The organism is Micromonospora sp. MH99 (assembly GCF_021442385.1).
GTDB lineage: Bacteria > Actinomycetota > Actinomycetes > Mycobacteriales > Micromonosporaceae > Micromonospora.
On sequence record NZ_MUZA01000020.1, the window covers coordinates 30,179 to 42,711 of the forward strand.

At 72.5% G+C, this 12,533-nt stretch carries 12 protein-coding genes; 5 read left to right on the plus strand and 7 right to left on the minus strand.

The features are described 5' to 3' along the window. Nucleotides 1-43 precede the first annotated feature (43 nt). Complete coding sequence (locus tag B0E54_RS13395; protein ID WP_234583731.1) at nt 44-1,654, minus strand: ricin-type beta-trefoil lectin domain protein; 1,611 nt, start codon at nt 1,652-1,654, stop codon at nt 44-46. Between the two features lie 95 nt (nt 1,655-1,749). Further along, the gene (locus B0E54_RS13400; protein WP_234583732.1) at nt 1,750-2,172 is read right to left on the minus strand and encodes a DUF2000 domain-containing protein; all 423 of its coding nucleotides are present in this window, start codon (nt 2,170-2,172) and stop codon (nt 1,750-1,752) included. 50 nt (nt 2,173-2,222) lie between these two features. Here B0E54_RS13400 and B0E54_RS13405 point away from each other — a divergent pair, with 50 nt between their 5' ends. After that, entirely contained in the window at nt 2,223-3,086 is an 864-nt protein-coding gene (locus B0E54_RS13405; RefSeq protein WP_234583734.1) for an AraC family transcriptional regulator, read from the plus strand. Here B0E54_RS13405 and B0E54_RS13410 read toward each other — a convergent pair. Beyond that, nucleotides 3,048-3,881, minus strand: coding sequence for a helix-turn-helix transcriptional regulator (locus B0E54_RS13410; RefSeq protein ID WP_234583735.1), 834 nt, complete (start codon nt 3,879-3,881; stop codon nt 3,048-3,050). The two genes, B0E54_RS13405 and B0E54_RS13410, sit on opposite strands and share 39 nt — an antisense overlap. A 334-nt stretch (nt 3,882-4,215) precedes the next feature. Here B0E54_RS13410 and B0E54_RS13415 point away from each other — a divergent pair, with 334 nt between their 5' ends. After that, complete coding sequence (locus tag B0E54_RS13415) at nt 4,216-5,799, plus strand: DHA2 family efflux MFS transporter permease subunit (RefSeq protein ID WP_234583736.1); 1,584 nt, start codon at nt 4,216-4,218, stop codon at nt 5,797-5,799. Between the two features lie 65 nt (nt 5,800-5,864). Here the strand turns inward: B0E54_RS13415 and B0E54_RS13420 are convergent, their stop codons facing one another. The 4 genes from B0E54_RS13420 to B0E54_RS13435 all read right to left on the minus strand — a co-directional run bounded on the left by B0E54_RS13420 (nt 5,865) and on the right by B0E54_RS13435 (nt 9,415). Continuing rightward, on the minus strand, nt 5,865-6,323 hold the full coding sequence (locus B0E54_RS13420) for a DUF5709 domain-containing protein (RefSeq protein ID WP_234583737.1): 459 nt from the start codon (nt 6,321-6,323) through the stop codon (nt 5,865-5,867). A 114-nt stretch (nt 6,324-6,437) separates the two neighbouring features. After that, the gene (locus B0E54_RS13425) at nt 6,438-7,322 is read right to left on the minus strand and encodes an alpha/beta fold hydrolase (RefSeq protein ID WP_234583738.1); all 885 of its coding nucleotides are present in this window, start codon (nt 7,320-7,322) and stop codon (nt 6,438-6,440) included. A 114-nt stretch (nt 7,323-7,436) separates the two neighbouring features. Continuing rightward, complete coding sequence (locus B0E54_RS13430) at nt 7,437-8,405, minus strand: RNA polymerase sigma factor (RefSeq protein ID WP_234583739.1); 969 nt, start codon at nt 8,403-8,405, stop codon at nt 7,437-7,439. Further along, complete coding sequence (locus tag B0E54_RS13435; RefSeq protein ID WP_234583740.1) at nt 8,402-9,415, minus strand: YafY family protein; 1,014 nt, start codon at nt 9,413-9,415, stop codon at nt 8,402-8,404. The genes B0E54_RS13430 and B0E54_RS13435 overlap by 4 nt, the downstream gene beginning before the upstream one ends. 64 nt (nt 9,416-9,479) lie before the next feature. Here B0E54_RS13435 and B0E54_RS13440 point away from each other — a divergent pair, with 64 nt between their 5' ends. From B0E54_RS13440 to B0E54_RS13450, 3 genes are read left to right on the plus strand one after another with little or no spacing between them, the layout of a single operon-like run. Beyond that, on the plus strand, nt 9,480-10,613 hold the full coding sequence (locus tag B0E54_RS13440; RefSeq protein WP_234583741.1) for an epoxide hydrolase family protein: 1,134 nt from the start codon (nt 9,480-9,482) through the stop codon (nt 10,611-10,613). Then, the gene (locus tag B0E54_RS13445; RefSeq protein WP_234583742.1) at nt 10,610-11,767 is read left to right on the plus strand and encodes a winged helix DNA-binding domain-containing protein; all 1,158 of its coding nucleotides are present in this window, start codon (nt 10,610-10,612) and stop codon (nt 11,765-11,767) included. The genes B0E54_RS13440 and B0E54_RS13445 overlap by 4 nt, the downstream gene beginning before the upstream one ends. 14 nt (nt 11,768-11,781) lie before the next feature. Beyond that, nucleotides 11,782-12,525 carry a YqjF family protein gene (locus B0E54_RS13450; protein ID WP_234583743.1) on the plus strand — a complete coding sequence of 248 codons (744 nt, stop codon included), beginning with the start codon at nt 11,782-11,784 and terminating at the stop codon, nt 12,523-12,525. Nucleotides 12,526-12,533: the final 8 nt, after the last annotated feature.

The following is a 12,533-nucleotide window of genomic DNA, read 5'->3' on the forward strand; positions in this document are numbered from 1 at the left end:
GGCCGGCGTCGAGAGGGTTCGGCGCCGGCCCGTCGCGGCGCGGTCAGTTGGGGTTGCTCGCGTGGGTCAGCGTCTCCCAGGCGACGAAGAGGTTGTTGGTGCCGGCGGGTCGCTGTTGCAGCGTGAGGGTCTGCGTGTTGGTCATGACATTGCCCAGCCGGTTGCTCAGCGCGTTGAAGCCAACCTCGGTGACGGGGCCGAGGCCCCGGGTGAGGGTGCCGCCGCAGAGCCAGGAGGGTGCCGCCTCGCCGAGCTGGTAGCGCGAGTGCAGGCCGAGCGCCTGCCGCAGCCGCTCACCGACCTGCGGGTACAGGTCGCGGCCCTGGATGCGCGAGGTCTCCGCGACGTGCGAGATGGCGGAGATCCCGTACCCGGTGTGGACGAAGTCCCGGCAGGTCTCCTGCGCGAGGCCGGCGACGAAGGTGGACTGGCCCTGCCAGTAGCCGATGATCTCCGAGCTGGTGTCCAGGCCGCTGCCGGGCACCGTGTACGGCAGCGCGCCGTCGCTGGGCAGGTAGATGAAGGCGCGGGCGCGGTTGAGGAAGCGGGTGACCGCCGCGTCGTAGGCGGTGCGGTCCTCCAGGAAGACGGCGATGCCGACGGCGGCCTCCATCATCGTCAGTTCCCAGTTGCCGTTGCTGTTCGACCCGTTGCGGACGACCGGCAGGTAGACGTTGCGCAGCATGGTGGCGAACCGGTTGGCGTTGGGCCAGCTCCCGTAGGTGTACTTGATGATCTCGGCGGCGCGGGGCCAGGTCGAGGCCGCCCAGCCGGTCTGCAGGGGTCCGTTGCTGCCGGTGTGCGAGGTGATCGTCGCCGACCAGGCGTCCATGATCTGGATCGCCTTCTGCGCGTACCGGGAGTCCCCGGTGAGGTACCAGGCGAGCGCGTCGGTGTACGCCGCGATCGCGTCCTCGCGCTCGTCGGTGCAGCCGTTGTTCGGGTTGGAGTAGGAGCCGCACTCGACGACGGCGCGGGGCGCCGGGGTGCGCGAGAGCGAGGCGTACCGGCTGCTCATCATCTGGTTGTACGCCGCCGCCCACGGCTGCGCGCCCGCCTGCACCCGCCCCCGGACGAAGTCGAGCTGGCCGCGGCTGACCAGGACCCCGGGGTGGGTGAAGCCGCTCGACGGCGGGGGAGTGGCGCCACCGCTGGGCAGGGTCCAGAGCTGGTTGGCGCTGCCGGTGCAGCTCCACATCTGCAACGGCGTGCCGTCGGCCGAGCTGGGGCCGGTCGCGTCGAGGCACTTGCCCGAGGTCGGGTTGACCACCTGTCCGGCGCTGGACGACCACTGCTGCGCGCCGGTGCCGTTGCAGTCGTAGATCTGCACCCGGGCGCCGTTGGTGGTGCTGGCGGCGGCGATGTCGAGGCACTTGCCCAGGGCTCTGATCGTGCCGTCGTCGGCCACCGTCCACTGCTGGGCGGTGGAGCCGTTGCACGTGTAGAGCTGCACGGCTGTGGCGTTGGCCGGGTTCGCTGCGGCCACGTCGACGCACTTGCCGCCGTAACCCGTGATGGCGCCGGTGGTGGCGGCCGTCGCGGGGGAGGCGCCGACGAACAGGCCGGTCGGCACGGCGAGCAGGGCCGCGGCGAGCGCGGCGGCGAACCTGGTACGGGGGTGGCGGGGCGCGGGCCCGGCCAATCGTCGCGCCATGTCGGGGTCCTTCCAGGCGGCGAAGACAACTGTAAAGTGTGTTAATCATTACAGTCGTACCCATTGATATCAATGTCTTCGCCGCGACGGGGCGCTCACGGATGCATGGCCGCGCCCTTGAGGACCTTGTCGACCACGGCGCGCGGCGCGTGCAGGGCCAGCCCCACCAGGTCGAGCTTCTCCCGGCCGACCGCCTGCACCGCCGCCCGGTTGTCCCGGTCGTTGCCGGTGGCGAACAACTCGGACGTGAAGATCGCCAGGCGCAGCCCGCGGGTGAGCGCCCGCGAGTGCGCGGCGGTGAGGGTGGCCCGGTCACCGGCGAAGACCAGCACCGGCTGACGGAACATCGGCAGGTACGAGGTGCCGTCCGCGTCGCGGTACTCCTCGCCGAGCAACTCCGGCTCGGCGCTCGCGACGCCACTGACCAGGAAGGCGGTGACGTTCAGCCGCTGCCACCCCGCCAGGTCGTTGCGGAGCAGCACGGCGATCTTGGTGGGGAAACGGATCGGTTCGGTCATGCCGTCGAGCCTGCCCGCCCGGCGCCCGGCCGTTCTTGTACGTTCTTAGCGTGGTCACCCGACCGACGGGCGCACAGGTCAGCGCGTGGCGACCCGCGGTCGCCGGGGTCGCCGAGGTGTTCCACGCCCACTTCCCGGATCACGCGTACCCGCTGCACACCCACGACGTGTGGACGCTGCTGATCGTCGACGACGGCGCGGTCCGCTTCGACCTGGACCGGCACCGCCACGGCGCGCTGCGCACGTCGGTCACGCTGCTGCCGCCGTACGTGCCGCACGACGGCCGGTCCGCCACGCCGGACGGCTTTCGCAAACGGGTCCTGTACCTCGACACCACGGCGCTCGACGCCGGGCTTGTCGGTCCGGCGGTCGACCGGCCGGACCTGGCCGATCCGCGCCTACGGGACCGCATCCACCACCTGCACCGGGTGCTCGCCGCGCCGGGGGACGAGTTCGAGGCCGACAGCCGGCTCGCGCTCATCCTGGACCGGCTGCGCCAGCGGCTGCGCCCGCGCTCCCCGGCCGGCGACCCGCCGGCCGCGCGCGGCCTCGCCGTACGACTGCGCGAGCTGCTGGACGCCCGGACCGTCGAGGGCCTCACGCTGCGCCAGGCCGCCGAGCTGCTGCACGCCCACCCGACCCACCTGGTCCGGACGTTCACCCACACGCACGGGCTGCCGCCGCACTCGTACCTGACCGGTCGTCGTGTCGAACTGGCACGCCGTCTGCTCCTCGCGGGGCAGCGCCCCGCCGAGGTCGCCGTCGCGGCCGGGTTCTTCGACCAGGCGCACCTGACGCGCCACTTCCGGCGGCACCTGGGCGTCAGTCCGTCCCGCTACGCGGCCCCGCACGTGCTCCTGCCGAGCCGGCCGCGATCAGACGAGCTGGCCGCCGGTGACGGACAGCAGGCGTAGCTTCTCGTCGCTCACCGACCCGGGCGCGGCGGTGAAGACCAGCAGCGTCTGGGACCCGTCGGGATCCACAAGCGTCTGACAGTGCAGCTCCAGCGGGCCCACCTCGGGGTGCCGGAGACGCTTCGTCGGGCAGTGGGTGCCGGGCACCGGGTGTTCCCGCCACAGGCGGGCGAACTCCGGGCTGCGAGCCAGCAGGTCGTCGACGAGCGTCGCCGCCCGCGAGCCCCGGCCGTCGCGGGTGTACGACGCGTGCAGGTGCGCCACGAACAGCCGGCTCTGCGTCTCGTGGTCCTCGCCGGGGTGCAGCTGTCGCGCCGCCGGGTCGGTGAACCAGCGGTGGTGCGCGCTGCGCGCCAGCCCGGTGTACCGGGTCTCGTCGCCGAGCAGGGCGATGGCCGGCGCGGTCTGCGCCAGCGTCTCGCCGAGGTGGTTCACCACCTGGGCGGGAGTGTCGTGCATCCGGTCGAGGATGCGCATCATCCCGGGGTTGACGTGGTCGGCCCGGACGGCGCGGTGCGGAACGGCGTGACCGGCGAGTCGGAACAGGTGGTCCCGTTCGGCGAGCGACAGCCGCAGACCGCGGGCGAGGGCGGCCAGCATCTGCTCGGAGGGGTGCGGCCCGCGCTGCTGCTCCAGTCGGGTGTAGTAGTCGGTGGACATACCGCTCAACGCGGCGACCTCCTCGCGCCGCAGGCCACCGGTGCGTCGGCGCTGACCCCGGGGCAGACCCACGTCCTCGGGTTGCAGCGCCGCACGTCTGGTGCGCAGGAAGCTGGCGAGCTGGGCGCGGTCCACGGCATCTCCTTCTGCCACCCGGGGTGGATCGGTGTGGGCCGGCGGTGCACCGGCACGTCGGGTGCAACAGCCGGGGCCGGCCGCGCTGTTCCGCGGACGTTCCCGTGCCGGGTCGGTCCGCCGGCTGATCGACACCCCGACTACCGGTTCCAATCGGGCGGCCGATCGGTTCCGCCACGTGGTCGTCACGAAATCCGGCCGCAATCCGTCACAGTCCCCGGATAGTCTGCCTCCGCGCGTCGTCGCCCCGGCACGTCGCGTCCCGCGCCTGGTCGGCGTGGCATACGCCGCCACCGCCCACCTTCCGCCGGATCAACCGACCTCAGGAGAGTCAGTGACACAGCAATCCGTCGCGACATCGGACAAACTCGACGCCGCGGTGCTCAAGGTGGCGGGCGTCGTCGTCCTTGGCGCGATCATGTCGATCCTCGACGTGACGGTGGTCAGCGTCGCGCTGCCCACGTTCCAGACCGAGTTCGACGCGTCCTACGCCCGGGTGGCCTGGACGATGACGGGCTACACGCTCGCCCTGGCCACGGTGATCCCCCTCAGCGGATGGGCGGCCGACCGGTTCGGCACCAAGCGCCTCTACATGGTGGCGCTCGCCCTGTTCACGATCGGGTCCGGCCTCTGCGCCACCGCCGACTCGATCGGCCAACTGATCGGCTACCGCGTCCTTCAGGGCCTCGGCGGCGGCATGCTCATGCCGCTCGGCATGACGATCATGACCCGCGCGGCCGGGCCGCACCGGATCGGCCGGCTGATGGCGGTCCTCGGCATCCCGATGCTCCTCGGCCCGATCGGCGGCCCGATCCTCGGCGGCTGGCTGATCGACACGGCGAGCTGGCACTGGATCTTCCTGATCAACCTGCCGATCGGTGTCGTCGCCCTCATCTACGCGCAGATGGCGCTCCCGAAGGACGCCCCCGAGCCGTCGGAGTCCTTCGACTTCCTCGGCATGCTGATGCTCTCCCCGGGCCTCGCGCTCTTCCTCTACGGCGTCTCGTCGCTGCCCGAGGCGGGCACCTTCTCCGCGACCAAGGTGTGGGCCCCGATGCTGGTCGGCGGCGCGCTGGTGGTGGCGTTCGTGCTCTACTCGTTCAAGCCCCGGCACCCGCTGCTGGACCTGCGGCTGTTCCGCAACCGCAACCTGACCATCGCCTCGGTGACGCTGTTCGTGTTCATCATCGCGTTCATGGGCGCCGGCCTGCTGTTCCCGAGCTACTTCCTGCAGGTGCGCGGCGAGTCGACGCTGGCCGCCGGCCTGCTGATGGCGCCCCAGGGTCTCGGCGCGATGATCACCATGCCGATCGCCGGCACGCTCGCCGACCGGGTGCCCATCGGTCGCACCGTCCCGTTCGCGCTGGCGCTGATCGTCGCCGGGTTCTTCGGGTTCACCCAGGTCGACGCGCAGACCTCGTACTGGCTGCTCGGCGGGTCGTTGTTCGTGATGGGCCTGGGCATGGGCGGCACGATGATGCCGATCATGACGTCGGCGCTGCGGACGTTGCAGGCGCAGGAGGTGGCGCGCGGCTCGACGCTCGTCAACATCCTCCAGCAGATCGGTGGCTCGGTCGGCGCCGCGGTGATGTCGGTGATCCTCACCAACGAGCTGAACGGCTCCCGGCCGATCCCCGGCGCGGTGGACCCGAGCGGCAAGCCGATCACCGAGGCCGGGCTGGCCATCGCCGCCCAGCAGCGGCCGGAGCTGCTCCAGCAGATGCCGGTGGATCCGTCGATCATCGAACGTGGTCTCGACTTCGCCGCGCGGTCGTTCGCCCACACGTTCTGGGTGGCGTTCGCGCTGGTGCTGGCCACGTTCATCCCGGCCGCCCTGCTGCCGCGCCGGCGTACGCCCGCGCAGCCGCTCGGCGACGAGCAGGCCGAGCTGGCCAAGGCGCCAGTCGTCATCCACTGACCGACGCGCTCGACCACCCGCCGCGCTCGACGCCCATCGTGGTGTCGAGCGCGGCGGTGCGTCGGTCAGCGCAGCGGACCGTCGCCCGGCCCGTCGGGGTCCTCGATCACGTGGACCGCCGCCTCCTCAGCGCTGGCGGCGCCCGCGTCGATCCCGGCGTCCCACGCCACCGACTCGGCCTCGTCGTCCTCGCGGACGCCCTCGTCGTACTCGACGAGACGGCCCGCGCGCGCCTCAGTCTCGTACCCCCGGCGGGTCAGCTCGTCCTCGTCCTCGTCGTCGCCGGTCTCGGCGTACGGGTCGACGTCCGGCTCCTCCTGGGCGAGGTACTGATCCAGCGACTCGCCCGCCCGCTCCTCGGCGGGGGTGGTGCCGAACCGGTTCGCCGCCGTCCAGTGGTCCGCGGCGACGATGCCGGTGTCGAGGGGGTCGCCGACACGGTCGTCGTCCAGGGTGTCGGAGGCGTCCAGCACCCCGTCGTCCTCGGCCACGTTCCACTCGTCGACGGAATCCGTCTGGCTCACGGCGGTATCTCCTTCGTCACGGCGCAGCGAAGTGCCAAGCCTATGACCGTCCAACGCCGCCGCCCCCCGGGGTCTGCCCGCTGTGACGAACGGACCTCGGGGCGCGGCGCGCGCTCAGCGCTTCAGCAACTCTGCAACGGCCTCGGTGAACTCCGTCGGCTGCTCGACGTGCGCGAAGTGCCCGCTGCGCTCCAGCACCACCAGGCGCGAGTCCTTGAGGCCCGCGTGCAGCTCCTCGGCGTACCGGGGGCCGCAGATGAAGTCGTACGCGCCGACGATCACCACGGCCGGCGCGGTGATCTCAGCGAGCCGGTCGCGTACGTCGAAGGGCGTCGGGTCCTGCGCGCCGGCCGGCGCCGCCGAGATCCGCACGGCCGCCTGGAACGGGACGAACTCGGCCTGCCGACCCCAGAAGTCCGCGAAGTACACCGGAAGGGCGGCGCGCAGGGCGCTTCCCAGGGACTCGTCGTCGGTGGCGGCGCCGATCTGCGCGAAGGCGGCCGGGATCTCCGCCGCCTCCGGGCGGTCCGGGTGCCGCTGCGGGTACGCGGCGAGGTTGGCCATCGCCTCGGCCCAGAAGTCGGCGCCGGTGACGGTTGAGGTGTCGTACAGGGCGAGGCCGGCGACCCGGTCCGGGTGGTCCAGGGTGTACCGCTGGATGACGAATCCGCCGTACGAGTGACCGAGGAGGTACACCCGGGGCTCGCCGAGGTGCGCGATGACGGCGTCGAGGAACCGGACATACGTGACGAGGCGATAGTCGTCGACGGTGTCGAGCCGACCCGACGCGCCGGTGCCGACCGGCTCGACGTACACCATCGTGAAGTGCTCCTCGAGGCCCGGCGTCCGCAGGTAGGCCCACTCGATCCCGGGGCCGCCGGAGTGCGCCACACACACCGGGCCGCTGCCGGCGACGTGGTAGACCTGCCGGACGCCGTCAACGGTGAAGGTGTGCGTGCCCGGTGCGAGGGCGTCGACGTCGTGGCTGGTGGAACCCATGAACCATCTCCCGATCCGTGACCCGCGCGGCGTGTGCCCGCCGCGCGGCTGGTGACTGACACGGACCAGATGCACGGGTCGAGGAGAAAGTTCGCTCGGTCGGCAAACGTTTTTTCAGACCAGCGCCGGGACGGGGTGAAAGAGAGTGAACCGGCGGACCCGGCCCTGGTGCAGTTGCTGCAACCACAGCGCGCCGGGTGGGCAGTGCTCCGGGTCGTCCGGCGGGCTGATCAGGTCGGTCTCCCAGATCAGCACGTCGCCGCTGGCGACCACGTTGCGCAGCCGCTGGCGTACCCCGGCTTCCAGATCGGTGGTCATGCCGCGGATCGCCAGGTCACGGCCGCCGCGTGGCCCACCCGGCACGACCATCTCGGCGTGCGGCCACCAGCTCTCGTGCACGACCCGGTCGAAGTCGCCCCGCATCGCCGTGGCGATCATGTCGCGGCCCTCACGCCAGCGGGCGTCGCCGGCCGCGCTGACATCGGCGTGCGCCGTGGTCGCCGCCGTCCGCAGGCCGCCGGCGAGGGCCCGACGGGCGTGGCTGAGGCGGCTGCGGACGGTGCCGACCGGCACGCCGCACACGGTCGCGATCTGCTCGTACGAGGAGGCGTCGCTGAAGTACCGCAGCAGCGTGACCAGCCGGTCCGGCTCGGACAACTCCCCGATGGCGTGCCACACCCAGTCGCGCAGCGCGCCGGAGTCCAGAGCCTCCTCGGGGGTGGGGCTGGTGGCGGGCTGGGCGAACCACTCCGGCTCGGCGACCGGGACGGTGCGCGGCCCGCGCCGGGTCGTCCGGGCGTTGTTGCGCACGATCGTGCGCAGCCACGGGCCGACGGCGGCCGGGTCGCGGACCTCGCCGATGCGCCGCAGTGCCGTCACCATCGCGTCCTGCACCGCGTCCTCGGCGTCCGGCCCGTAGCCCAGGACGCCCAGCGCCACGGCCCGCATCCCGGCCTCGTGACGGGTCAGCAGCGCACCGAGCGCCGCCGCGTCTCCCGCCTGCGCGAGCGCGACCAGCTCCGCATCACCCTGCGTCACGTCCAGTTCCTCCCCGAACCGCCCGTTCTGAACGCTTCTGCTCATTCAAGCGTACGGCGGACCGGCGTGCCCCCGGGGCGGCCCGTCTCCGCAGCCTGCGGGCCGGCGGCGCGGGTGGCCAGGGCGCCGATCTCGCGCAGGTACGCGATCAACTCCGGCGGCTCGTGCACCTCGATGTCGCAACCCAGGGTCAGCAGGCGCCACGCCAGCCACTCCAGGGTGTCCGCGTCGCTGCGCAACCGGCACGAGGTGGCGTCGATCGGCTCCAGCTCGACCCCGGCGCCGCCGAGCGGGCCGGCCACCCGCTCGACCGGTGCGTGCAGCGTCACCACCGCCCGGTACACGGGCGTCAGCTCGAGCAGCTTCTCCGCCATGAACGACGCCGCGTCGGTGGCCGGCAGTCGACGGGCGGCGACCCGGGTCCGGGTGAGCCGCGGGTCGGTGATCCGGTCCACCCGGAAGATCCGCCAGTCGGCGCGATCGTTGTCGTAGCCCACCAGATACCAGCGCCGGCCCGCCGACACCAGCTTGTACGGCTCGACGAGCCGTTCGCCGTCCACGCCGTCGCGACGGCGGTAGGTGAACCGTAGTTGCGCGCGGCTGTCGACGGCGGCTGCCAGGGCGTTCAGGTGTTCGGGGTCGACCGTCGGCGGACCCCAGGTGAGCAGCGGTTCGGTGGCCGCCCCCAGTGCCCTGACGCGCTGTCGCAGCCGGGACGGCAGCACCTGTTCGAGCTTCGCCAGCGCCCGTACCGAGGCCTCCTCGATACCGGCCACCGCGTGACCGGCGGCGGTCCGCAGACCGACCGCGATCGCCACCGCCTCCTCGTCGTCGAGCAACAGTGGTGGCATCGCCTTGCCCGCGACCAGGCGGTAGCCGCCGATCACGCCCATCGTCGCCTGCACCGGGTAGCCGAGGTCGCGCAGCCGGTGCACATCGCGGCGGATGGTGCGCAGGCTGACGCCGAGCCGGGCGGCCAGTTCGCTGCCGGGCCACTCCCGGGGGGTCTGCAACAGCGACAGCAGGCCCAGTAGTCGGGCGGGGGTGTCGGACATGGCCTCCACCATGCCAGCGATGTGTGCCAGATCCTGACCTATATCGGCCCTAGCGTTTCCCGGCATGACGCCGTTTCGCATCGACATTCCCGAGTCCGACCTCGACGACCTGCGCGAGCGGCTCGCCCGCACCCGGTGGCCCCGCCCGCTGCCCGGAGCCCGCTGGGACCGAGGGGTGCCGGTGGACTACCTCCGCGAGCTGACCGAGCACTGGGCACACGGTTACGACTGGCGGGCGCACGAAGCGCGCCTGAACGACTTTCCCCAGTTCGTCACCGAGATCGACGGCCTGGACGTGCACCTGCTGCACGTCCGCTCGCCGGAACCCGACGCGCTGCCGCTGCTGCTGACGCACGGCTGGCCCAACTCGGTGGTCGAGTTCACCGAGCTGATCGGCCCGTTGACCGATCCGCGTGCCCACGGCGGTGACCCCGCGCAGGCGTTCCACGTGGTGGTGCCGTCGGTGCCCGGCTTCGGTTTCTCGCAGGCGCCACCGGCCGGGTTCACGATCGACCGGCTCGCCTCGATGTGGGCCGAGCTGATGGCCCGCCTCGGCTACGACCGCTACGGCACCCAGGGCGGCGACCTCGGCGCGTACGTCGCGCCCCGGGTGGCGGCGGTGGCGCCGGAGCGCGTGGTGGGCGTGCACATCGACGGCGGATTCGGCTTTCCGACTGCCGCCGACGAGCCCGACCTGAGCGAGGCGGAACGCGCCGAGTGGGAACAGATGCGGCGGTGGATGAGCGGTGGGGTGGACCACCACGCGCTGCTGCGGGCCGCGCCACAGACCTTCGCGTACGCCTGGACCGATTCGCCGGTCGGGCTGCTGGCCTGGATGATGCAGAAGTTCAAGGAGTTCACCATGACGGTACCGACACCCGAGCAGGCCATCGACCGGGACCATCTGCTCACCAACGTGAGCCTCTACTGGTTCACCGGCACCTCGGGAACCTCCTCGTGGCCCATGTACGAGCGGCTCACCCTCGCCGACGACGGCGGTTTCGCCTGGCCCCGGGGTCAACGGCGGGTGCCGTCGGGCGTCTACGGCGGCGGGACCGCGCTGATGCGCCGCCTCGCCGCACGGGACAACACCATCGTGCACTGGCCGCAGGGCAACCCGGGCAGCCACTTCGTGGCGATGGACGAGCCGTCGGCGCACGCGGCGGACATCCGCACCTTCTTCGCGAGCCTGCGATGACCGACCTGAGCTGGGCGCAGGTGTCCGCCCGGCGTCTGGCGCGGCACCGGCTCACGACTCCGACACCGGACACCACGCCGGACGTCGACCGCCTCGCCGACGTGGTGTCCGTGCTGTGTGGCGCGCACGCCCAGGTCGCCTCCGCCGCCGAACTGTCCGTCGGGCTCCGCGCCCCCGGCGCCACCCGTGCCCTGGTGCGCCAGGCGCTCTGGCGGGACCGCACCCTGGTCAAGACCCGTGGACCACGCGGGACCGTGCACCTGCTCGCCGCCGCGGACCTGCCGATGTGGACCGGCGCGCTGAGCGCGATGCCCACTCCGCCCCGGGAGCGGAGTGTGGCCCTGTTGACTCCCCGGCAGACCGAGCGGGTCCTCGCGGCCATCGCCGAGGCGCTGGCCGAGGCCGAGCTGACCACCGCCGAGTTGACCGAGGAGGTCGTCGCCCGCACCGGCGAGTGGGCGGGCGAACGGGTCATGGAGGCATTCCAGGACAGGTGGCCCCGATGGTTCGCGGCGATGGGGCAGGCAACCCGCAGCGGAATCGTCTGCTTCGGCCCGAACCGGGGCCGCGCCACCACGTATACCAGCCCGAACCGCTGGCTACCCGGGTTCACCCCGATGGCCGGCCGGGCCGCGCTGGCCGACCTCGTGCGCCGCTACCTGTACGCGTACGGTCCGGCCACCCCGGCCCAGTTCGCCCAGTGGCTGTCGGCGCCCCGGCCCTGGGCGACGTGGCTGTTCACCCTGCTGGACCTGACCGAGGTGACGGTCGAGGGCACGCCCGCATGGGTGGCCGCCGACGACACCGACTTTCCGGACGACCCGCCGTCCGGGTTGCGGTTACTGCCCTACTTCGACGCGTACGTGGTCGGCTGTCATCCGCGCGACCGGCTCTATCCCGGGGCGGCCGCCGAGCGGGCGTTGGCCGGTGGACAGGCTGGCAACTATCCCGTGCTCCTGGTGGACGGGACAGTCGCCGGCGTGTGGCACCAACGCCGCTCCGGCCGCACCATCCGCGTCACGGTCGAGCCGCTGCGGGCCCTCGACGCCCGTCGGCGGCGGGAGTTGGCCGAGGAGATCGAGCGGGTCGGCCACATCCTGGAGGGGGACGCCACACTGACCGTCGGGACGGTGCGTGTCGGTCCGCACGCCTGAGTCAGGATGAGGGAGTGGACATCGAACCGGTCGACGACGCGCCCCGCCGAACGTTCGTCCCGACGGTCCTGCGGCAGCGCTGGGAGGACCTCACCTTCCTGCACTGGGCTGTCGCTCCGGAACTCGTCGCGCCGCTGCTGCCCACCGGCACTCGCCCGGACACGCTGGACGGCGTGAGCTTCGTCGGGCTGATCGGCTTCCGGATGGTCGGGCTGGGCTTCGGTTGGGGCCCGGGGGTGCCGTACTTCGGCACGTTCGCCGAGACGAACGTGCGGCTCTACTCGGTCGACGACACCGGCCGACGGGCCGTCGTGTTCCGCTCGCTCGACGCGTCCCGCCTGGTGCCGGTGCTGGTGGCACAGGCGACGCTGCGTCTGCCGTACCTCTGGTCGTCGATGCGGTTGGACCGCGACGGCGACCGACTCACCTACCGCTGCCGGCGTCGCTGGCCCGGCCCGGCGGGTACGACGAGCCGGATGGCGGTCCGGGTGGGGGAGCCGATCGCCGACCCCACCCCCCTGGACCACTTCCTCACCGCCCGGTGGGGGCTGCACACCCGGGCGTACGGGCGCACGCTGCACCTGCCGAACTGGCATCCCCGCTGGCCGCTGCACCGGGCGGAGCTGCTGCACCTGGACGACGGGCTGGTCGCCGCCGCTGGGCTGCCGGCACCGGTCGGACCGCCGGTCAGCGCGCTCTACTCGCCAGGTGTCGGGGTGCGGTTCGGCCCGCCCGTGACGGCCCGGCGGCCCGGCTGAGCGCCGGG

Coding starts and splice junctions, on each gene's coding strand:
- B0E54_RS13400 (WP_234583732.1), bottom strand. CDS start 2,172: ATGACCGAACCGATCCGTTTCCCCACCAAGATCGCCGTGCTGCTCCGC.
- B0E54_RS13425 (WP_234583738.1), bottom strand. CDS start 7,322: ATGGGTTCCACCAGCCACGACGTCGACGCCCTCGCACCGGGCACGCAC.
- B0E54_RS13435 (WP_234583740.1), bottom strand. CDS start 9,415: ATGTCCGACACCCCCGCCCGACTACTGGGCCTGCTGTCGCTGTTGCAG.
- B0E54_RS13440 (WP_234583741.1), top strand. CDS start 9,480: ATGACGCCGTTTCGCATCGACATTCCCGAGTCCGACCTCGACGACCTG.
- B0E54_RS13445 (WP_234583742.1), top strand. CDS start 10,610: ATGACCGACCTGAGCTGGGCGCAGGTGTCCGCCCGGCGTCTGGCGCGG.
- B0E54_RS13395 (WP_234583731.1), bottom strand. CDS start 1,654: ATGGCGCGACGATTGGCCGGGCCCGCGCCCCGCCACCCCCGTACCAGG.
- B0E54_RS13430 (WP_234583739.1), bottom strand. CDS start 8,405: ATGAGCAGAAGCGTTCAGAACGGGCGGTTCGGGGAGGAACTGGACGTG.